At 67.5% G+C, this 19,432-nt stretch carries 16 protein-coding genes and 1 pseudogene; 12 read left to right on the forward strand and 5 right to left on the reverse strand.

Annotated features, from left to right (window positions below; all coding sequences use genetic code 11):
• The first annotated feature begins 38 nt into the window (after nt 1-38).
• The 4 genes and pseudogenes from Aco03nite_RS00100 to Aco03nite_RS00110 all read left to right on the forward strand — a co-directional run bounded on the left by Aco03nite_RS00100 (nt 39) and on the right by Aco03nite_RS00110 (nt 3,320).
• Nucleotides 39-800 carry a thioesterase II family protein gene (locus tag Aco03nite_RS00100; RefSeq protein ID WP_203792308.1) on the forward strand — a complete coding sequence of 254 codons (762 nt, stop codon included), beginning with the start codon at nt 39-41 and terminating at the stop codon, nt 798-800.
• A complete protein-coding gene (locus Aco03nite_RS00105; protein WP_203792310.1) occupies nt 797-1,888 on the forward strand; it encodes a branched-chain amino acid aminotransferase in 1,092 nt (363 codons plus the stop codon). Before Aco03nite_RS00100 ends, Aco03nite_RS00105 begins: the two co-directional genes overlap by 4 nt.
• 208 nt (nt 1,889-2,096) lie before the next feature.
• Nucleotides 2,097-2,425 (forward strand): annotated as a pseudogene (locus Aco03nite_RS52490) (IS3-like element ISAar46 family transposase); the annotation flags it as partial.
• A 487-nt stretch (nt 2,426-2,912) separates the two neighbouring features.
• Entirely contained in the window at nt 2,913-3,320 is a 408-nt protein-coding gene (locus tag Aco03nite_RS00110; RefSeq protein ID WP_239144799.1) for a site-specific integrase, read from the forward strand.
• A gap of 216 nt (nt 3,321-3,536) precedes the next feature.
• Here the strand turns inward: Aco03nite_RS00110 and Aco03nite_RS00115 are convergent, their stop codons facing one another.
• On the reverse strand, nt 3,537-4,100 hold the full coding sequence (locus tag Aco03nite_RS00115; protein ID WP_203792312.1) for a hypothetical protein: 564 nt from the start codon (nt 4,098-4,100) through the stop codon (nt 3,537-3,539).
• A gap of 454 nt (nt 4,101-4,554) precedes the next feature.
• Here Aco03nite_RS00115 and Aco03nite_RS00120 point away from each other — a divergent pair, with 454 nt between their 5' ends.
• The 6 genes from Aco03nite_RS00120 (at nt 4,555) to Aco03nite_RS00145 (ending at nt 12,819) form a co-directional block, all read left to right on the forward strand.
• Nucleotides 4,555-5,133 carry a hypothetical protein gene (locus Aco03nite_RS00120; protein WP_203792314.1) on the forward strand — a complete coding sequence of 193 codons (579 nt, stop codon included), beginning with the start codon at nt 4,555-4,557 and terminating at the stop codon, nt 5,131-5,133.
• Nucleotides 5,123-6,715 (forward strand): hypothetical protein, encoded by a 1,593-nt coding sequence (locus tag Aco03nite_RS00125; RefSeq protein WP_203792316.1) that lies wholly within the window; start codon nt 5,123-5,125, stop codon nt 6,713-6,715. The genes Aco03nite_RS00120 and Aco03nite_RS00125 overlap by 11 nt, the downstream gene beginning before the upstream one ends.
• Before the next feature lie 849 nt (nt 6,716-7,564).
• A complete protein-coding gene (locus Aco03nite_RS00130) occupies nt 7,565-8,284 on the forward strand; it encodes a hypothetical protein (protein ID WP_203792319.1) in 720 nt (239 codons plus the stop codon).
• 303 nt (nt 8,285-8,587) lie between these two features.
• Entirely contained in the window at nt 8,588-9,868 is a 1,281-nt protein-coding gene (locus Aco03nite_RS00135; RefSeq protein WP_203792321.1) for a hypothetical protein, read from the forward strand.
• 238 nt (nt 9,869-10,106) lie between these two features.
• Nucleotides 10,107-11,651, forward strand: coding sequence for an ABC transporter permease family protein (locus tag Aco03nite_RS00140; RefSeq protein WP_203792324.1), 1,545 nt, complete (start codon nt 10,107-10,109; stop codon nt 11,649-11,651).
• A 106-nt stretch (nt 11,652-11,757) separates the two neighbouring features.
• Nucleotides 11,758-12,819, forward strand: coding sequence for an SEC-C metal-binding domain-containing protein (locus Aco03nite_RS00145; protein ID WP_203792326.1), 1,062 nt, complete (start codon nt 11,758-11,760; stop codon nt 12,817-12,819).
• Between the two features lie 32 nt (nt 12,820-12,851).
• Here the strand turns inward: Aco03nite_RS00145 and Aco03nite_RS00150 are convergent, their stop codons facing one another.
• Entirely contained in the window at nt 12,852-13,799 is a 948-nt protein-coding gene (locus Aco03nite_RS00150) for a methionyl-tRNA formyltransferase (RefSeq protein WP_203792328.1), read from the reverse strand.
• 178 nt (nt 13,800-13,977) lie between these two features.
• On the opposite strand from Aco03nite_RS00150, the gene Aco03nite_RS00155 reads away from it, so the two are divergent.
• The gene (locus tag Aco03nite_RS00155; protein WP_203792330.1) at nt 13,978-15,327 is read left to right on the forward strand and encodes a lysine N(6)-hydroxylase/L-ornithine N(5)-oxygenase family protein; all 1,350 of its coding nucleotides are present in this window, start codon (nt 13,978-13,980) and stop codon (nt 15,325-15,327) included.
• A 2-nt stretch (nt 15,328-15,329) separates the two neighbouring features.
• On the opposite strand, the gene Aco03nite_RS00160 is transcribed toward Aco03nite_RS00155, so the two are convergent.
• From Aco03nite_RS00160 to Aco03nite_RS00170, 3 genes are read right to left on the reverse strand one after another with little or no spacing between them, the layout of a single operon-like run.
• Nucleotides 15,330-16,145: an ABC transporter ATP-binding protein gene (locus Aco03nite_RS00160; RefSeq protein ID WP_203792332.1), complete on the reverse strand. Its 816-nt coding sequence runs from the start codon at nt 16,143-16,145 to the stop codon at nt 15,330-15,332.
• A gap of 3 nt (nt 16,146-16,148) precedes the next feature.
• Entirely contained in the window at nt 16,149-17,210 is a 1,062-nt protein-coding gene (locus Aco03nite_RS00165) for a FecCD family ABC transporter permease (RefSeq protein ID WP_203792334.1), read from the reverse strand.
• A complete protein-coding gene (locus Aco03nite_RS00170) occupies nt 17,210-18,244 on the reverse strand; it encodes a FecCD family ABC transporter permease (RefSeq protein ID WP_203792336.1) in 1,035 nt (344 codons plus the stop codon). Before Aco03nite_RS00170 ends, Aco03nite_RS00165 begins: the two co-directional genes overlap by 1 nt.
• 145 nt (nt 18,245-18,389) lie before the next feature.
• On the opposite strand from Aco03nite_RS00170, the gene Aco03nite_RS00175 reads away from it, so the two are divergent.
• Complete coding sequence (locus tag Aco03nite_RS00175; protein ID WP_239144798.1) at nt 18,390-19,385, forward strand: iron-siderophore ABC transporter substrate-binding protein; 996 nt, start codon at nt 18,390-18,392, stop codon at nt 19,383-19,385.
• Nucleotides 19,386-19,432 lie beyond the last annotated feature (47 nt).

Here is a 19,432-nt window from a genome sequence, read left to right on the forward strand (position 1 = left end):
GCCCGGGTGACCCTGGTGACATCGTGAAAGGAACCGGAATGCGAGACGACCGCTGGCTTCGGACCTACCGACCCGTACCCCGGCCGCTGCGCCGGCTCGTGTGCTTTCCGCACGCCGGGGGCACGGCTGGCTTCTTCCTGCCGGTGGCGCGGGCACTGTGGGACACCGAGGTGGTGGCCGTTCAGTACCCCGGTCGGCACGACCGCCGGAACGAACCGTTCAGCGCGGGCATCAAGGACATGACCGACGGCGTGGTCGCGGCGCTGGGATCTCGCCCGAGTCTGCCCACGATCCTCTTCGGCCACAGCATGGGCGCGACGGTCGCCTTCGAGGTGGCGAGGCGGCTCGACGACACCCCCGACGCTGTCGCCCACCTGGTGCTGTCCGGCCGACCGTCACCGACTCTCGGTGACGCGAAGCCGGCCAGCCTGCCGGACGACGAAGCCGTCATCGCCGAGCTGCGGCGGATGAGCGGCACCGACGATGCGCTGCTGCGCGAGCCGGACCTGCTCCGCATGGCCATGCCGGTGCTGCGGGCCGACTACGCGGCGGTCACCGGGTATCGCTACGAGCCCGGCAAACCGCTGCGCGCGGACGTGACCGCGTTTGTCGGCGACGACGATCCCGGCGTGCCGGTGGAAGCCGCCGAGGCGTGGGCCGACTGCACCGCGGGACGGTTCGACATGCGGGTCTTCGCGGGTGGCCACTTCTACCTCAAGGGCTGGCCCGGCCCGGTGATCGCCGCGCTGGCCGAGTCGCTCCGGGCGGTGCCCGCCGAGGACGAAAGGGCGAGCCGATGACCGCGACGCAGGGCATCGTGGTCCGCTGGACCGCCTCGCCAACGGCCGACGCGGCTCGCGAGGCGAAGCTGTCGAGCCCCGGCTTCGGCCGCTATTTCACCGATCACATGATCACCGCGACGTGGCGGACCGGCCGCGGATGGCGCGACCTCGCGATCGGTCCACTGGCACCGTTCTCGCTCCAGCCGGCCGCGCTCGTGCTGCACTACGCGCAGACGATTTTCGAGGGACTCAAGGCGTACCGCCACGACGACGACAGCGTCTGGCTGTTCCGCCCGGACGTCAACGCCCGCCGCTTCCGCACCTCGGCCCGCCGCCTGGCCATGCCGGAATTGGACGAGACGACATTCGTCGAGAGCGTCGCCGCCCTGGTGCGGGCCGACGAGCCGTGGGTACCGCAGTCCACCGGTGAGCGGACTCTCTACCTGCGCCCGTTCATGTTCGCCACCGAGCCCTTCCTCGGCTACCGGCCAGCGACCGACTTCCGCTATTCGGTCATCGCGTCCCCGGTCGGCTCGTTCTTCGCGGACGGGGTGCAAGGTGCCCGGTTGTGGGTGAGCGACCGGTTCGCCCGTGCGGGCCGCGGCGGCACCGGCGCGATCAAGTGCGGCGGCAACTACGCCGCCGGGCTCGCGGCCCAGAAGGAAGCCGAAGAGCAGGGCTGCCAGCAGGTGCTCCACGTCGACCCGACGGACGGCGACACCGTGGCGGAGTCCGGCGCCGCGAACCTGTTCGTCGTCACCGCCGACGGCCTTCTCGTCACGCCGGAGTTGGGTACGATCTTGCCCGGCGTGACCCGGGACAGCGTACTAGCCCTCGCCGCCGAGCACGGCCTGACCGCGGTCGAGCGCCGGGTCGGCCTCGGTGAACTGCGGACCGGCTGCGACAGCGGCGAGGTCGTCGAGATGTTCTCGGTCGGCACGGCTGCGGTCGTCACACCCGTGCTGGCAATCCAGGGAGCGGACTTCTCGTGCCGTATCGGCACCGGCGAACCGGGCGAGCGGTCGCTGCACATCCGCGAGCACCTGCTGGACATCCAGTACGGCCGCGCCGCCGACCGCTATGGCTGGCTGCACCGGGTCTGCTGACGACGTGAGCCTTCGGGCACCCCTATTACCCATAGGGGTGCCCGAAGGAGCTCACGTCCGTGGCGTCCAGTGAGCCGGCCGCTCCCGCGCCTGTCTGTCAGGGTGAGTTGAGGCCAGCGGTTCATAGCAAGTCCGCCGGACAGGGCGAGTTCAGGATCGAGAAGCGTTGACTACTGTTGTTGGCATGGTCGTGGCCCAGGATGGGGTCATGAGTCGCAAGAAGGGCCCGCGTGCGGGCGGGCCGCGGGCCCGCCGGAACTTCACCCCGGGGCAGAAACTGGAACTCCTGGCCGGGTATGAGCAGGCTGTCGCGGCCGGTGAGGGTGGGGCGTTCCTGCGGCGGGAGGGTTTGTACTCGTCGTTGGTGACGGAGTGGCGCTGGGCCCGCGATGCCGGGCTGTTGCAGGGTAAACCGGCCGGGAGACGGTCGGCCGGCCCAGCGCGGAGCAGGCGGAGATCGCCCGGCTGCGCCGCGAGCTGCAGCTGGCGCAGGCGAAGCTGGCGCGGACCGAGACGGCGTTGACGATCATGGGAAAAGCCCGGTTGCGGCCTCGCGTTCATCGTCGCGATCCGAGCTACTTCATCGGCTGTGTTCGCCGTGATCCAGTCGCGCAGCCGACCGGTGGTAAGTCGCCGTGGCTTGCCCCCGTTTTACCCCCCGAAAACCCCTGTCGATGGTCAACATTTAGTAACAGGCGATGACAATCAAAATTTGCATCTCCGCAGCTCAGTGCTCAAATTCGAAAACCAGTGACAAGCACAAGATCGTCGCGGTCAGCAACAAGGGGTCGCAGGTTCAAATCCTGTCAGCCCGACAGTAAAGGGGTTTCCGCAGGTCGGAAGCCCCTTTTTTGTGTTCCGGATGTCTTGCCGCGTCTAGCGCTCCGCTTGTAGACCCCTTGGCTCGGCAGGTGACATCCGATGCCCCTCCTCAACCTCGACCGTCTGCGCGAAGGCCTCGAAAAGACCGACTGCGCCGGGCTTCCTCAAAGATTGGAACCGCACCCTCCGGGTCGCGAATCACCTGGAGGCAACGCGTTTCAACTACCTTCTCGCCGCCGACCAACTCGGAAAGTACTTGGGCGAGGAGTCCTCGGACAGGGACGCCGAAGATGCCGCGCAGGACCCGACCGAGGTCACCAAAGCGCACTGCGAGTCGTTCCAGGTATGGATGATCGAAACCCGGTCCGCGTCCACTGCCCTGAACAAGCACAAGGCGTTTCAGCAGTTCTTCAAGTTCCTTCTCGACGAGGAAGAGATCGACCGGTCGCCGATGGCCCGGGTGAAGCAGCTGCAGACCCCGCAGAAGCTTGTCCCGATCATGGGCGACGACGACACCAAGAAGCTGCTCGACAACACCAATCGAACGTTCATGGGGCCGCGCGACGAGGCACGGCACCGCCAGCCGAGTTACCGGCCCGAGTCGGTGTAGTGCCACAGGTTGCTCAATGTCGGCAGATCGCCGGTGCTGCAGCGCGGGCACCGGCCGATGCGGCCTATGCTGAGGCAATAGATCCGGGTCCGGAACGGCTCCCGGGCCGGCCAGCGAACGACACCGGTCAGCGCCTGCTCACACAGGTACTGCAGCCGCGGAGACAGATCAGCGTCCACGTTCGTTGCCCTTGCCCTTGCTCTTGAGCGGCCAGCACTACTCGGGCGGAAGGCCGGCCCGGACGGCGTCCGCGAGCGCAGCCTTCTGCTCCCGGCTCCACCGAGCGTTCGGTTTCAGCAGTTGGGTGAGTGCCGAACGAGGGGACAGGCTGCGCAATTTGCCGTGCGGATCGACCGGGGCGTCGCTCCACGTATGCGCGGTCCCATCGACAATCAGGTGGGGATTGATCTTCAAGCCTGGCTTGGATCGGTTGAACGCCTGGTCGACATCCACCTTCGGTAGGCCGAGGTCGACGAGCATTTTCTTCAATGACAAGGTGTGGATGGTCGTGACGTGTTCGCGGATCGCGTTGACAAATACCGATGGGGCGTCGTCGGCGAATTGCTTGGTCAGCAGCTCGGGGTCGAGCAGCCACTGCAGCCGGCGAGTTCCGGCCTGCGCGAACTTGATCGCCTGGTCGTCTGGCGCCACCTTCTGTTGCCTGCCGCCCTCCCACTCGACGAGGACCTTGGCGCGCGGGCCGCCGCGCTCCAGCACGACGCCTTGCTGCGGGGACTCCCCGGGAACGCTCCAAACCGCGATCTCTTTTTTCGTCGCCACAGCGCGCAGTCTAAGTGCGAACCAGCAAAGATAGGCATCATCATGTCATTCATTCATCCACGCGAACTCGGGATTCTGCATGAACGGTCTTATCGGTTCTAACGGCACGAGAGGGGCATCGGAGTCGATCACGAAACAGGGGGATGACAACTCCACAATCTCGTGGCAGAGTCCGACTTCGGATGCACTGCCATCCGCCCGGCGATCATTTCCGCGAATGAGATCAGCCGGCCCGGTCGAAACGGTGAGGGCGCCGATCATTCGGGGGTTCAACGTGCACAGGGGTCACGAAAGTTCCACCGGCAGCATTGAATACTCTCTCTTGCAACTCCATGAGGATGCCGGTGAGGCGTTACGGAGTTCGGCCCGTGACCATGCCAAAGACATCGGACGTATACTACAACAAGAGGTTGACCTGGGAGCATGGTCGGAGCAGCTGGCGCGACGACCTGAAATGGTGCCGTTCGACACCGGGCGACGAGAACTTGGATTTTCCGTTTATTCCGCGTCGACCGGTCTTTACCGGCAAGCCTACAACAGTCTGAGACTTTTTCTTGAGCTGAGCTTTGCCTCAGTGCTATTTTCGGTCGACGAGATAGCCATGCGATCATGGCGGTCGGACGGTGCGCATTTCGAATGGAGCGCGACGCTGGATCCGAAGACCGGAATTTTGTCGGCCCGGACCATTCGGCTGTTCCTGCCCGCCGCGGTCGAGCATGCAGCGGAGTACTGCGGCAGAGCCAGAAAGGTCTACGCCGACTGCTCGGCATTCACGCACGGCTGCCCCAAAGAACTGAGCACGTTGCCGGAGCGTCTGACTTATGCATCCCCGGTTCTCGCCGACTGGTGCTCGACCGCCCAGATGGCCGCCGAATGCGTGCTCTTCCTCCTGTTCTGCCGTTTCGGCGAGGAACTGTTACCGACGGATGACGGCCGTCTCGCCGCAACACTCGACTTCTCTTTGTCGCACCTACGCTTCGTCAGGGAACGGCTGGGCGACATATCCCCCGGAGAGGCCGTGCGTGGTGGATGAACTGTTCTTCCTCCGAACCGATGAGGTACCCCCGAGCGATGCACTCAAAGTATTGGTGATGAGCCCGACCGAACGTAAGGTCGTCGACAAACTCAAGAATCGGATGCCGATCGTACTCAGCGCCAGCCGTGGTGTCGGAAAAACAATTCTTCTTCGTAAAGCCGAGGATGAACTGGCGAAGTCGCTCGCAACCGATCGAGTTTTACCAGTGTTCGTCAAGTTTCGCGACTCGCCGCTTATAGCCGCGAAGCAGGGCGACGCATTTCTCGTATGGATGATAGCTAAAATCCGGGACGAGATAGCGCGTGCGGCTACTACCTACGGCCTGATAGCCCCCGACAATTCGGTGATCCGCGCCATTCGTGGCCAGAACAGTCCTGGCTCCACGATGGAAGAACTGGAAACAAAACTGACGACGGCGTATCGCCGCAAGTCCGGAGGGGAGGAAGCCGTCGAGTCGCTCGACCCCGACGACGTCCACTACCTCGTGGAGCGACTCTGCGCGCAGGCATCAATTCGACGAATTGTTCTCCTCGTCGACGAGGCGATCCACGCCTTCCAGCCGAACCAGCAACGTCAGTTCTTTACGCTGATGCGTAATCTCAGCGGACCGTACATTACTATCAAGGCGGCCGTCTACCCCGGAATATCAACATTCGGCGAGAGCTTCCACCCCAACCATGACGCAACGTTCATCGGCCTCGACCGTGACATCCTCGATAAAGGTTACCTGGAGGCCATGCGAAGCATCGTCCTCGCCAAAGACTCGGGACTGCGGCGGGCCATCGAGGACAACTCTGCGGTCTTCGACACCCTTGCCTACGCGGCAACCGGAAATCCGCGCATTCTCGTGAAGACGATCAGCGAGAACCGGCGGCTTAGACGCAACGCGCTGCCCGACACGCTGCGCCAGCAATACCAGGAGGCCATCCTCTCCGAACACACCGACCTCGCCGACAAGTACGACGGGCACGCCGCCCTGATCCACTGGGGGCGCAGCTTCATCGAGGACCACGTCTTGCGCCGCATCTACCAGCGCAACAACACGAGGAAGGAGGCCACGTCGCACATCTGGATTCACAAAGACGCACCCGCAACCGTGCACCGGGCACTGCAGCTGCTCTGCTTCAGCGGAGTGCTGCGCCAAGAGGACAAGAATACCCGGGGCCCGGGGAAAGGCATCGGAACCCGCTACCTGGTCAACCTCGGATGCCACCTGGTCCTGGACGACGACCCCATCGAGTACTGCGAACAAGTCACGTCGAAGCTGAACCGCCGAGCGGCCATCGACTTCCCCGCAGACGAGGAGAAATTCGACGAAATCAGGGACCACGACCTGGGAACGATCGATCAGGGCGACGCGAACGCAGCGCTCCGCGCCCGGCTCAACTCCCGGGCTACACGGCTCGACCTCACAGACTTCCAACGCAAAACGATCGCGGAACTCGACCTGCAGACCATCGGCGATGTGCTACTTGCCGAGGAGAGCACCTTCCGCACAGTTCGCGGCGTAGGGCCGGTATACGCACGCCGTATCCACAACGCGGCCCAGGCCGCCGTGTTGGAGTATCTGTCGGGCTGAAGACCACAGTAAGATCGGCCACTTCGGGTTCCGATTGCCCCTCAGCCAGCGCGGAACCAACCGCTCGCCGGCCATCGCCGCTGTAGCAGAAAGCCACCTTCACCCTGACCTACACCCCGCCGCCGCCAACCGTGCTACGCGGGCGCGCCGGCTGGATCGCCGGCAACGGCGCCGACCCCACCGACCCCACACCCAAAGCCCGAGAACGCATCCGGCACGTATACCTGCCAGCCCTCCGCGACGCCGTCCGCGATCTAGGCAGCAGCGCCGCCACCGGCGTACAGATGATCATCGAAAGCCTGATCGCCGAAGCGGACAAGACGCCCCCCGCTCGACGGGCAGCTCAACAACCGCGACCAGCTACTCGCCCACGCCCGCGAGCACTTCCAAAACATCCAAGATCACGTTCTGCTCGACCAAGCCGCCCGCCGCGTCGCCGAACCACTATCCCGGCTGACCCGAGGCGCCTACGAGCAGAACGCCGGACTCGGCTTCGAAGCAACCACCATCCAATCCCTGGCCCGTCCGTACGGGCGGCCGGCAAGCGCGCCCATCTCCTTTCAGAGTTGTTCCGCCAATCCGGCGCTGGGCGTACACGGGCGATGAGCCTGGCCAGGATGGGCCGGCTCATCGGGCGGCGCCCCGGCCGCGACGATAACCATTACAGTCGCATTCGTGAGCGCAGATCAGGGTCTTGTCCGGGTGTCCGATTCGTTCGGCGTACGCCGTACTCGAGCCGGATCGGTCCTCGCGGATGACGGGACAAAATATCAGGTCAAGTGGGATGACACTGATGAGGAAGAGCTTGTCCCACGGGGCGCCGGCGTTCACGTCGCGACGAGGGGTTCGTTGCGTTTCCTGGCTCTGTCCGACTCCCGGCTGTTCCATGCGGTCTTCGCCCAAGAGCCCCTCGCGGTGGTTCTCCACCTGTTGGCCGAATCGTCGGTCCCGCTGAAGGTACGAGAGATCCGGGAGCGTCTGGCCGAACTCGGTCTCCGGAACGAGACCTGGGCCCGGCACGGGCCCCGCGCGCTGGCGGTTCTGCCCAAGTGGCCGAATGTCGTCCGACGGCAGAAGGGCGACACTCTGGCCTATGCCTGGGTGGGAGACGACCTTCCCGAACTCCCGTCAGAGGCCCAGCCTGACCCGGAGCCGGCACCTACGCCCACGCCTGTGTCGAAGCCCGCTCCTTCTCTCGCCAAGCCGATCGCGGCTGCAACACCGGCCGAACCGACGGTGCCGTCCGCCGAGCGCCTTCGGCGCCAGATGGGCACCGCGCGGAGCCTCGGCGAGGTCGCTCGCCTGCTCACGCTCCCGAGAGAGTTCGTGGCTGCGTTGTCACCGGAGGTGGTCGCCTCCGCGCTTCGCCGGGTCGCCGCTGAGGATCGGCTGGTCGCGGGCTGGCTCGACGCCCTGACCGCCTCCGGGCCGACCGGTGCGCTGACCGACGAACTGGCGGCGGCCCGGGCGGCGAACGCCGCACTCCAGAGCCGGGTTGATGAGCTGGAGGAATGGTGGACGGCCCTTGAGCAGAGCACCGATCCGGGCCGCAATCCGTCAGCCGGGTAGCTGAGGAGCTTCTGGGGCGCTCGTGGCGCTGGCTGCCAGAAGGATGCCGTACCACGCCGGTCCAGCACGTCGGCACCGTGTGCTGGCCTGAATCCGCTTACCGTTCCAGGGCCGCGAAAGTGTCGGCCATCCAGTCGGCGATGCCCTGATCCTGCTCTTTAGCGCTGGCTTGGACTTCCGCCTGACGGATCGGGCCGTCGTCTCACCTCGAATCTCCCGGCCTGGGCAAGAGGCAGATCCGTTTCTCTCTCTCGTCTCCAAAGGTCGGTAGGAACCGCCTCCATCGCCCGTGAGGTTGGCATCGTGAAGCTCATGAGCGCTGAATTCGACGTTCCGGCGGATCGCGGATCTGGTCGGGCGAGGTCCAACGAGCCGGCCGAATACCTGGGCACGTCTCGAGTCCGAGGCCTGGCGGTGCAGCGCTGGAAGGCCGGCGCGGGCGTCATCGGACTGGTGTGGAACACCTACGACGGGCCGCCGACCCCGGACATCGAGCTGGGGGAGAAGCTTCGTGAACTCGGCGTCGGTGCCGGGCTGCGGGCTATGCCGCATTTTGGCGTCGGCGGGCCCGCGCTGCGCAACGTGCCGATCCCGGGTGTCGCGGATACAGCGGAGGTGGCTTGGGACCAGTTGGCTGAGGCACTGGGCCAGCCGTTGCCGTACTGGCCGATCCCGCTGCAGCAACGCCAACTGATCGACGCGTGGCAACCGGGCCGGCCCACCGTGCAGGCACTAGCCGTCGAACCCGATATGGATCTCAACGTGCTGCTGCGCCTGGCTGCGCTCTACGACAGCGATCACCCGGCCGCGCAGGTGCTCCTCCGGCTCTTCCGGACGGTGACGTGGCGAGAATCCCAGACCGCTGTCCAGATGATCGCCATGGCCGAGAGGAAGACGTTCGACGGCACGGTGGTGATCGCGGCCCGACCGATACCGGTACCCCGAGCCCATCCCGATGAACTGGCCGAGGCGGTACGCCGAGCAGGCTGGCTGGAGATCCTCGGACGCGCCGATGTACTCGCCGACGCCTGCATGGAGCAGCTGGTGCGCTGGGACGGCGGCCGGGACTGCCCCTTCGGCGCGTCGGTCGACCTTGAACCCGGCGACCCGATCAGCGACGAACTCATCGCCCGCCTCACCCCTGCAGCCCGCACGGCCGCATTCCGGTTCCTCGACGCACCACCGAACGCCGAAACACTGGTAGACCCCGCCACCGACGCCCCAGCCGTCAGCATGGCAAGCGAGGACGGCGCCCGCATCCGGATCGCCGTCGGCCAGTGGCTTCCCACAACGTCGCCGCTGGCCGAGCTAGTGCTCGACGACCCGATCTGGATCCGGACTGCTGACGGCACCGTCTACCCGGCGCCACAGGACCCGAGGTGTGGGCTCGGATGGGGGTACTCCGGCAACGGCCCCGGGGCCCTCGCACTGCTGATTCACCGGCTGCTGGACGACATCACGGCGCGAGCCGCTGACGACACGCGGGGAGCGCCGGAAGGCCTCGAGCGGCTCCTCACCACCGACCTTCCCCGAGGAACCCGCCTCGCTCGCGCTCAACTCGAAGCCGCCCGCGCCGACCATTGAGTCCAATACGAGCCGCACGTTTGCCGGGGCCTTCACCCGGTTGCGGATCGCCCGGGCAAGAGATCGTGACCTGCGAGTGCGAGAGTCTCGGTCCTTGCGGGGATCTGGCCTGGATTCAACGGTCGTGCCTACCATGTCGTCGGTTTCAGCAGAATCGACGACGAGGAATTTTGTGTCTAATTACAGTTTGTCAGACTATAAACCTAACCATCCTATTTCCCCCGCGACAAGATCGCCGGTGGGCTTTCTGCTGATCATTCCCGCGTTTCTGGCGCTGCTGATCTCCTATGTGGCGCCATCGATAAAGACCGCATGGGACAGTTTTCACGACGGCAACGTTTTCTCGGACGGCTCAGCGGAGGGAGCCGGCCTGGAGAACTACAGCCGCATCGCGGAGGACGGCTTCTTCGGCGGCCTCGGCTACGCTGCCCTGCTCGCCCTGCTACCGGTGATCACCATGTGTGTCGCCGGCGCACTGCTCGCCTGGCTCACGCACCGTGGAGGCACGGTGGTACGCCGCAGCGTACGGCTGGCGCTGGCTGTTCCGATGGTCCTGATCAGCCCGGTCGGCATGGCCGGGGCCTGGATGCTGCTGCGCGGCGGAGGCGGCCCGGTCGCCGTCATGCTCGCCTTCTGGCTTTCCTTGTACGGCCTGTTCATCGGTGTCGGTGTGACCCTCTTCCTGGCCGCGCTGCGCCGCCCGGAACAGTCCCGTCGCCAGGTCACGGCGGTGATCGCCGTCGGCGTCGTCGCCGGAATCGCGGTGCTCGCCTTCTCGTTGCAGACCTTCTACTTCCAGACGGGGCTCACCCTCGGCCGTTCCGACGGCTGGCAGACACCGCTGTCCTTCGCTTACACCCGGACCTTCCAGCTCTTCGACATCGGTCCCGCGGCGGCGGCGAACACCGTACTCGGGATCGTTCTCGGGCTGCTCGGCCTGGTCGCGGTCGCGGTTCTGGCCGCGAGCCGTCTGCGCGGTGACGTGCTTCCCGCCCGGGAGATACCGTCCCGGCCGTTCGCTGCCGGATGGGCCGTCGGCGCCTACGTGCTGCTGGCTGCAGCCCTGGTCACGGTGGTCGTCGGCGTCTGGCCGTGGTTGTCCGAACTGGCCGGCTACCTCGATGGCCAGCGGATCAGCACCGACCCGCCGGAGGGTGCGGTCACCGTGCAGACCTGGGTCAACACGTGGCTCCCAGCGCTGTTCCCCACCGTCGTCGGCGTGCTGCTCGCCGCCCTGGGCGGTTATGGCATCGGCGTGCTGCGCCCGCTCGGCCGGCACAGTGAATGGCTGCTCCTGCTCTTCGCGCCGTGGCTGTTCGTGAGCCTCGGCCCGCTGGCGGGCACGTGGTTCTTCTGGTTCAACGACGCCGAACTGACCGGCTCCTGGTTGACGCTGATCCCGCCGGTCTGGCTGAACATCCCCGCCCTGGTCATCTTCACGCTGCTGTTCCATGGCCTCGCCGAACGCCGGGCAGCACGCGGAGGCAGCCTGGGCCGGGCAGTGATCGTTCCCGCGCTGCCGATGCTGGCGGTCGTCGGCGGCCTCACCTACCTGGTCCACGTCCAGAACATCCACTGGCAGCTGATCACCGCCACCGACAAGAGCCTCTACACCCTGCCCCTGGTGGCCCAGATGATCCGGACGACTTTCATCGGCGCCGCGGGCACCGCCCTCCCGATCATCACGGTGATCCTCTCGGCCGCGATCCTGGGCGCTCTCCAATGGTTCTACCTGGACCGTGTCTCCCTGCGCACCGACACCGGCGACGGCGAACAGCGCTGAGAACCTCGGCGGGGAGCAGCGGCGGTATGGAGCGGCCGCGATCATCCGGTGGGGGATCACGGCCCGGTGCACGCGTGCCTGGCGCCTGCGACGGCATGATGGTCTGATGCCGGTGAATCATCTGTCCGAAGTCGAACGTGTCGAGCGGCAGCTTGCGTCGGTGATGGCCGCGCGTCCGCGTGACGAGGGCGCCTGTGTGGCCGCGTTGCAGGAGGCGGTCGCGCTCACCCGTACCGATGCGGACGCCGGTGAGGTGTTCTACCTCCCGGAACTGCTTGACGACCTGGCGCAGGCCTATGTCGGTGTGGGCCGGTTCGACGAGGCGTTGCAGACCATCCGCGAGGCCGTGGACGCCGGGTTGGCGGGGCAGCCCGACAGCCGATGCCGGATCGCGGAGATTCTGATGCGAGCTGGGCGCGTCGGCGAGGCCGAGTCGATCTGGAACGAGGTCAGGGCTGACACCCCCGGCGACGTGTGGCTGTTCAACAATGCCGGTCTCGAGTACGCCGCTGTCGGTGACCACGTCACCGCCCTGGCCTGGCTGACCGACGGGATGCGTATCGCTCTGGACAGCGGCGACCCCGAGCGGCTCGTGCCTCAGTTGATCGACCTGCGCCGGGCGAGCATGACCGAGTTGGGCCTGGAAGCCGACGACCTACAGGCCCGCGCGGTGGACTTCCACGCCGAACGGGAACGTGATTCCCGGCAGCGGATCCTGCGCACCGCGGCACCGGCGGCCGGCACCGGCTATCGCGCCGCAACCGGGCCGATGCTCGTGGCGTGGTCATGGTTCCCCGCTGAGGAGTACGCGGAAGCGCTCGCCCGATGGCCGGAGCTGACCGAAGCCGGCGGCGTGGCTTCCGGCGGGCGAACGCATGCCGAGTACTGCCGAGCCATGCAGGTCAAACTCGCCGAGGCCGCCGACTCCGGGGCGACCCGCGTCAGCATCGCTCCGATCCGGGTCGGCGACTTCCTGGCCTGGTGCGCCGAACGAGGCGAGAACCCCGGTGAGGCCCGGGCCGGGTACGCCGCTGATTTCGCCCGGACCCGTCCCGAGCAGCTGATCTCGTGGCCGCCGGGACGTAACGAGCCGTGCTGGTGCGGTTCGGCCCGAAAGTACAAGAAATGCTGCGGCGCACCCCGGACCGGTGACCATGACGAGTACTGACCGGCTGGGCCGGCCGGGGTTCTGCGGGCTGGTCACGGTTGTTGGGTCAGGTATCCGCCCATTGTCGTGAAGTAGTCCTGGGCGGCGAGTTCGGTGCCGTCCTCGGTGCGGACTCGGGTGATGAGCAGGGCTCGGTTGCGGCCTCGGCGGGCGTCTGCGCCGGCCACGACGGCCACCCCGTCGCCCTCGCGGTAGAAGATTCGGCCGGGGGTGCCGCCGTAGCGGTTCTGTGACACCTCGGCGGTCAGGACGGCCAAGCGCTTGCCGCGGTGGTACGTGTATGCGCTCGGGTAGGGCGACGACTGGGCCCGGATCAGCCGGTCGAGGTCCTCGGCCGGCCAGGTCCAGTCGATGCGGCAGTCCTCGTCGGCGCGTTTGTGGAAGAAGCTGGCCTGGGTGCGGTCCTGGGGGGTCCAGTCGGTCTTCCCGGACGCGATCAGGGCCAGGCCGTCGACGGTGATCGGGCCGAAGAGTTCGAGTGTGCTGTTGAACAGGTCGGTGGTGGTGTCGCGGGGGCCGACCGGGACGGCCCGTTGCAGCACGATGTCGCCGGCGTCCAGGGTCTCGTCCATGATGTGCGCGGTCACGCCGACCTCCTTCTCGCCGTTGATCAGGGCCCAGATCAACGGCGAGAAGCCCGCGTACGCCGGCAGGAGTGAGTCGTGCACGTTGAGGGTGCCGAGCGGGGGGAGCGTGTAGACGCGCGGCGGGATCCAGGTGCGCCAGTTGGTGGCCACGATGATGTCCGGTGCGGCCGCGCGCATGTGCTCCAGCAGCTCCTCGTCGTCGGGGCGGTTGCGCAGCAGGACCGGAACGCCGTGCTTCTCGGCCAGATCGGCGACCGAGTCGTCCCAGATCTTCTCGTAGGCGTGGTCGCTCTTGGGGTGGGTGACGACCAGCACCACCTCGTGTTCAGACTCGAGCAGCGCCTGAAGGGTCCGGTGTCCCCAGGTCTGATATCCGAACATGATGACCCGCATGGGCGGTGTCCTCCTCTGGTCGTCGAGTCCTCAAAGGACCTCGATGTTCGCCGATGCTTTCGGCTGTTCACGGTGGACGCTGATCGTACTATAGTTAGCCTTGCCTAAGTGAACAACGGGTGATCAACTGCGTACTCCAGGTATAGGTTTTGATCGTTCCCTACCCGATGGGACAGGTATGTCTGAGGAACCTTCCGGCGGCCACGGATCAGTCCATGACCTCATCGGCGTCGGATTCGGGCCGTCCAACCTCGCGTTGGCGATCGCGATCGCCGAACACAATGCGGAACTCGGGCGGGCGCCCGGCGCGCGGCCCGTGAAAGCGGCCTTCGTGGAGCGTCAGCGGGGGTTCGGATGGCACCGGGGAATGCTGCTCGAGGACGCGACCATGCAGGTCTCGTTCCTCAAGGATTTGGTCACCCTGCGTAATCCGAAGAGCGGCTTCAGTTTCCTGTGCTATCTGCAGAGCCGGGACCGTCTGGTCGACTTCATCAACCAGAAGAACTTCTTCCCGTCCCGGATGGAATTCCACGACTACCTGCAGTGGGCAGCCGAACTCGTCGACGGCGAGGTGACGTACGGCCGCGAGGCGGTCGCGATCCACCCGGTGCTCCGAGACGGCGAGGTGACCTGCTTCGACGTGGTCGCGGCCGACGTCGACGGCACCGCCGAACCGATCGTCATGCGGGCCCGGAACCTGGTGCTCGGCACCGGTCTGGTGCCGCGGTTGCCCGACGGGGTGACCGCCGACGACCGGATCTGGCACACCCGCGATCTGCTGCCCAACGCCGAACGTCTCAAGCGGGACACCCCGTCCCCCCGGCGATTGGTGGTGGTGGGCGCCGGGCAGAGTGCCGCCGAGGCGGTCGACTACCTGCACCGGGAGTTCCCCCGTGCCGAAGTGAATGCGGTGATCACGCGGTACGGCTACAGCCCGGCCGACGACAGCGCTTTCGCCAACCGCATCTTCGATCCGGCCGCGGTGGACGAATACTTCGCGGCGCCGGCCCACGTCAAGCAGATGATGATGGTCTACCACGGCAACACGAACTACTCGGTTGTCGATCAGGATCTGATCGAGGATCTGTCCCGCCGGGTCTACCAGGAGAAGGTGCGCGGCGAGGAACGCCTCCGGCTGCTCAACGTCTCCCGGGTCACCGAGGCGGTGCGGGCCGGCGAGCGGGTCCGCACGGTCGTCGAGTCCATGATCACCGGCGAGCGCCTGACGCTGGAGGCCGACGCCGTGGTGTTCGCCACCGGCTACCGGCAGCCCGACCCGTTCGTACTGCTGGGGGACCTGGCCGGCGAATGCCGGCGGGACGAGGCGGGGCAGGTGGTCGTCGCCCGCGACTATCGCATCGACATGGCGCCGCACATCACCGCCGGTGTCTACCTGCAGGGCGGCACCGAGCACACCCACGGCATCTCGTCCTCACTGCTGTCCAACACGTCGATCCGGTCGGCCGAGATCCTCGGTTCGGTGGTCCGCAGTGGTGTCCCGGCGCGCCGTCCGGCGCCGGTCGGCTGACCTCACGGTGGGGTGGGGGCCAGGTGGTGCCGGCCGGCCGGGATGATCAGCGGGGTGCCGCTGATCGGGTCGACCGTCACCCGGCAGTCGACGTCGAAGACATCGGCCACCACCTCGGGCGTGATGACGGTGGCCGGATCGCCCTGCGCGACGATCCGGCCCGCCTTCATCGCCACCAGGTGATCGGCGTAGCGGCCGGCCTGGTTGAGGTCGTGCAGCACCATCACCACGGTCCGGCCGTCGCGCCGGTTCAGGTCGACCACGAGGTCGAGCACATCGATCTGGTGCGACAGGTCGAGGAACGTGGTCGGTTCGTCCAGCAGCAGCACCGGTGTCTCCTGGGCCACCGCCATGGCGATCCAGGCCCGTTGCCGCTGGCCGCCGGAGAGTTCGTCGACCGGGCGCTGGGCCAGATCGGTCATGTTCGTGGCGGCCAGTGCCGCCGTCACCGCTGCCTCGTCGGCCGCCGACCACTGCTGCCACCAGCTCTGATGCGGTGAGCGGCCCCGGCTGACCAGGTCGACCACGGTCAGGCCGGCCGGCGTCACCGGGGACTGGGGCAGGATGCCGACCTGGCGGGCGACCTGACGGGTCGGCAGCGAGTGGATCGCCTCGCCGTCGAGCCGTACGCACCCGGCGGCCGGCGGCATCAGCCGGGCCAGGGCCCGCAACAGCGTCGACTTGCCGCAGGCGTTGGCCCCCACCACGGCCGTGATCCGGCCGGCCGGCAGCTCGAGGTCGAGGTCGTCGACGACGATCCGGCCCGGGTAGGAGAGCCGGAGCTTCTCGGCCCGGAGTTCGGGGCGGTCAGAGGTCATCGCTCAGCCTCCAGAGCCGGCTCGGTTGGCGCGCGCCAGCAGCCACAGCAGGAATGCCGCGCCCAGCGCGCCGGTGACGACGCCGACCGGCAGGTCGGCGTCCGGGAGGAGATAGCGGGCGAGCAGGTCGCTCGCGAGCACCATGAGGGCGCCGGTGAGCGCGGAGGTGACCGGCGGCGGGGTGGCGTGGCCGGCCAGGCGCTGGGCCACCTGGGGTGCGGCCAGGGCGACGAAGAGCACCGGCCCGGCGGCCGCGGTGGCGAAGGCGACCAGCCCGACGCCGGCCAGCAGCAGGCCGAACCGGGCGAGTTGTACGGGTGTGCCCAGGCCCCGGGCCACGTCGTCGCCGAGCGACAGGGTACGGCTCCACAGGCTCAGCGGCAGGACCAGCGCCAGCAGTACGGCGACGGCTATCGCCAGCGGTAGCACGGTCTCCCAGCCGCGGCCGTTGATGCTGCCGACCAGCCAGCCGAATGCTTCCTGGGCCTCGTGCAGCTTGGCGTGCGTCAGTAGGTAGTCGGTGGCGCTGGTGCACATCCAGGAGACGCCGATGCCGACCAGCACGATGCGGTAGCCGCCGGCCCCGCCCCGCCAGGCCAGGAGATAGATGAGCGCGGCGGTGGCGAGCGCGCCCAGCACCCCGAGCGTGGGGCCGGTGCCAGCGCCGAGCACGATTCCGGCGACCACCGCGGTCGTCGCGCCCGCGTTGATCCCGATCATGTCGGGGCTCGCGAGGGGGTTGCGGGTGATGGTCTGGAAGATGGCGCCGGAGACCGCGAACGCCGCGCCGGCCAGCAGACCGGTCAGCGCCCGGGGCAGACGGAGTTCGCGGATGATGAACGACGGGCCGGGGTCGTCCGAGCCGGCCAGGGCGCGCAGCACGTCGGGCAGGCTGACCGGGTAGTCGCCGAGGGCCAGGCTGACACACAGGACGGCGAACGTCGCCGCGGCCAGGGCGAGGCAGACCACGGCGGTACGGGGTGCGACGACGCCGGAGACCGGTGGGACGGACAGCCGGAACGCGCCCGGCCGCAGGGTGGCGTCGTGAGTGGTCCGCGTGGTCATCAGAGCTCCGCCGTCCGGTTGCGGCGGACCAGGGCGATGAAGAAGGGGCCGCCGAGGAACGCGACCACGATGCCGGCCTGCACCTCCTCGGGTCTGGTGATCACCCGGCCGATGATGTCGGCGATCAGCAGCAGGCAGGGCGCGAGCAGGGCGGTGGCCGGCAGTAGCCAGCGGTGGTCGGGGCCGGTGATCAGGCGGGCCACGTGCGGCACCACCAGTCCGATGAAGACGATCGGCCCGGCGATGGCGACGGCCGTGCCGGCCAGCAGGGTGACCGCCAGGACGGCCTGCAGGCGGATCAGGCCGATCCGGCGGCCCAGGGCGATCGCGGTGTCGTCGCCCAGGGCGAGGCTGTTGAGTGCGGGGCCGGCCGCGACGGCGAGCAGGATGCCGGCGGCGAGGAACGGCGTCATCCGCCACAGCAGGGCGGGGTCGGCGCCGGTCAGGGAGCCGGCCGACCAGAACCGGAAGCGGTTGAGGGCCTCGGGGTGGCGCAGCACGATGGCGCTGGTGCAGGAGCCGAGCAGGAAGGTCAGGGCGATGCCGGCCAGGGCGATCTTGACCGGGGTGGCACCGCCCTGGCCGAGGCTGCCCAGCACCTGGACGGCGACGGCGCCGGCGAGTGCTCCGGCGAGGGCGAACCACACGTACCCGGAGGCGGCGGTGACGCCCAGGAAGGCCACCGCGGTGACGATGGCGAAGGACGCGCCGGCGCTGACACCGAGCAGACCGGGGTCGGCCAGGGGGTTGCGGGTGAGGCCCTGCATGAGGGCGCCGGCCAGCCCGAGCGCCAGCCCGACCAGGATCGCGCAGATCGTGCGGGGGACCCGGACGCCCCAGACGATCGCCTCGGCCTGGGGGTCGGCCGCCCGGTCGGTGACCGCCCGGATCACCTCGTCGAGGGGGATCGCTTTGCTGCCGGCGGCCAGCGAGAGAACGCAGAGGAAGGCAAGAACGGCAACGGCGACGATCAATAGCGCGGTACGTCTCGGCACCGTTGCCACAGCGGCCGCTGGCCGGATCGTCGTGGTCATGCCGCCTCCATGATGGACGTTCCGTTTGATACTAAGGGTTGCCTAGCCATCACGGGGTGGAGGGGAACTCTTGTGGCTAAGGTAAGGCTCACCTTACGATGACGGCCGACGATGTCTCCAGGTCGGAGGGGTTCCGTTGTTCACGGTGTCGAGATCCAAAAACTTCTCGATCGCGGTCCTGGCCGTGGCGGTTCTCGTCCTCGCCGGCTGCTCGACCGCCGAGGACACTGTCAAGCCGTCGGCCGGAGCGTCCGCCGGCACCGGATTCCCGGTCAGCGTGCAGCACAAATACGGCACCACCGAGATCAAGGCCGCCCCGGCCCGGGTGGTCACGCTCGGACTGAGCGACCAGGATCCCGTGCTCGCATTGGGTGTCGTCCCGGTCGGCGCGATCGACTGGTTCCTTGAGCGGCCGTACGGAAAATGGCCTTGGGCGCAGCCTTTGTGGGCCGGAAAGGCGCCCGAGATCGTCGGCGAGCGGGATGAATTCAACCTGGAGAAGGTCGCCGCGCTGAAGCCGGACCTGATCCTGGCCCTGTACTCGGGCATGAGCAAGGATCAATACACCAAGCTCTCGCAGATCGCCCCGACCGTGGGCCAGCCCGTCGGCTTCGACGACTACGCCGCCCCCTGGCAGGACATGACCAAGCTGGCCGGGCAGGCGCTGGGTAGGGCGGCCGAGGCCGACAAGCTGATCGCCGGCGTCGACGCCCAGCTGGCCGAGCTCGCCGGCGAGCACCCCGAGTTCAAGGGGAAGTCGGCGGCGGTGGTGGAGCCGTACGAGCCGGGTAAGTACGCGGTCTTCGCGCCCACCGACCCCAAGGTCGTGCTGCTGACCAAGCTCGGCTTCACCGTGCCCGACCCGATCGTGAAGGCGGCCGGTGACGAGTACGCGGCCGAGATCGGCTCCGAGCAGCTGTCCCTGGTCGACGTGGACAAGCTGGTCTTCCTGACGGCCGACGCCGGCACCGAGAAGACGGTCAAGGCCGATCGGGTCTACAACACGCTCCAGGTGGCCAAGGACAACCGTGCGGTCTTCCTGCCGTACGAGGAGCCGCCGCTGGGCGCCGCGCTGTCGTTCAGCACGGTGCTGAGCATCCCGTACGCGCTCGACCAGATGGTGCCGCTGCTCGCCGAGTAGGCCATGTTCCTTCTTCACCGACGTCACCTTCGAGGGGCGGGACTTCG

The sequence above is a fragment of the Actinoplanes couchii genome (assembly GCF_016862075.1).
GTDB classification, from domain to species: domain Bacteria; phylum Actinomycetota; class Actinomycetes; order Mycobacteriales; family Micromonosporaceae; genus Actinoplanes; species Actinoplanes couchii.

Coding starts and splice junctions, on each gene's coding strand:
- Aco03nite_RS00105 (WP_203792310.1), top strand. CDS start 797: ATGACCGCGACGCAGGGCATCGTGGTCCGCTGGACCGCCTCGCCAACG.
- Aco03nite_RS00170 (WP_203792336.1), bottom strand. CDS start 18,244: ATGACCACGACGATCCGGCCAGCGGCCGCTGTGGCAACGGTGCCGAGA.
- Aco03nite_RS00155 (WP_203792330.1), top strand. CDS start 13,978: ATGTCTGAGGAACCTTCCGGCGGCCACGGATCAGTCCATGACCTCATC.
- Aco03nite_RS00150 (WP_203792328.1), bottom strand. CDS start 13,799: ATGCGGGTCATCATGTTCGGATATCAGACCTGGGGACACCGGACCCTT.
- Aco03nite_RS00160 (WP_203792332.1), bottom strand. CDS start 16,145: ATGACCTCTGACCGCCCCGAACTCCGGGCCGAGAAGCTCCGGCTCTCC.
- Aco03nite_RS00145 (WP_203792326.1), top strand. CDS start 11,758: ATGCCGGTGAATCATCTGTCCGAAGTCGAACGTGTCGAGCGGCAGCTT.
- Aco03nite_RS00165 (WP_203792334.1), bottom strand. CDS start 17,210: ATGACCACGCGGACCACTCACGACGCCACCCTGCGGCCGGGCGCGTTC.
- Aco03nite_RS00100 (WP_203792308.1), top strand. CDS start 39: ATGCGAGACGACCGCTGGCTTCGGACCTACCGACCCGTACCCCGGCCG.
- Aco03nite_RS00120 (WP_203792314.1), top strand. CDS start 4,555: ATGGTGCCGTTCGACACCGGGCGACGAGAACTTGGATTTTCCGTTTAT.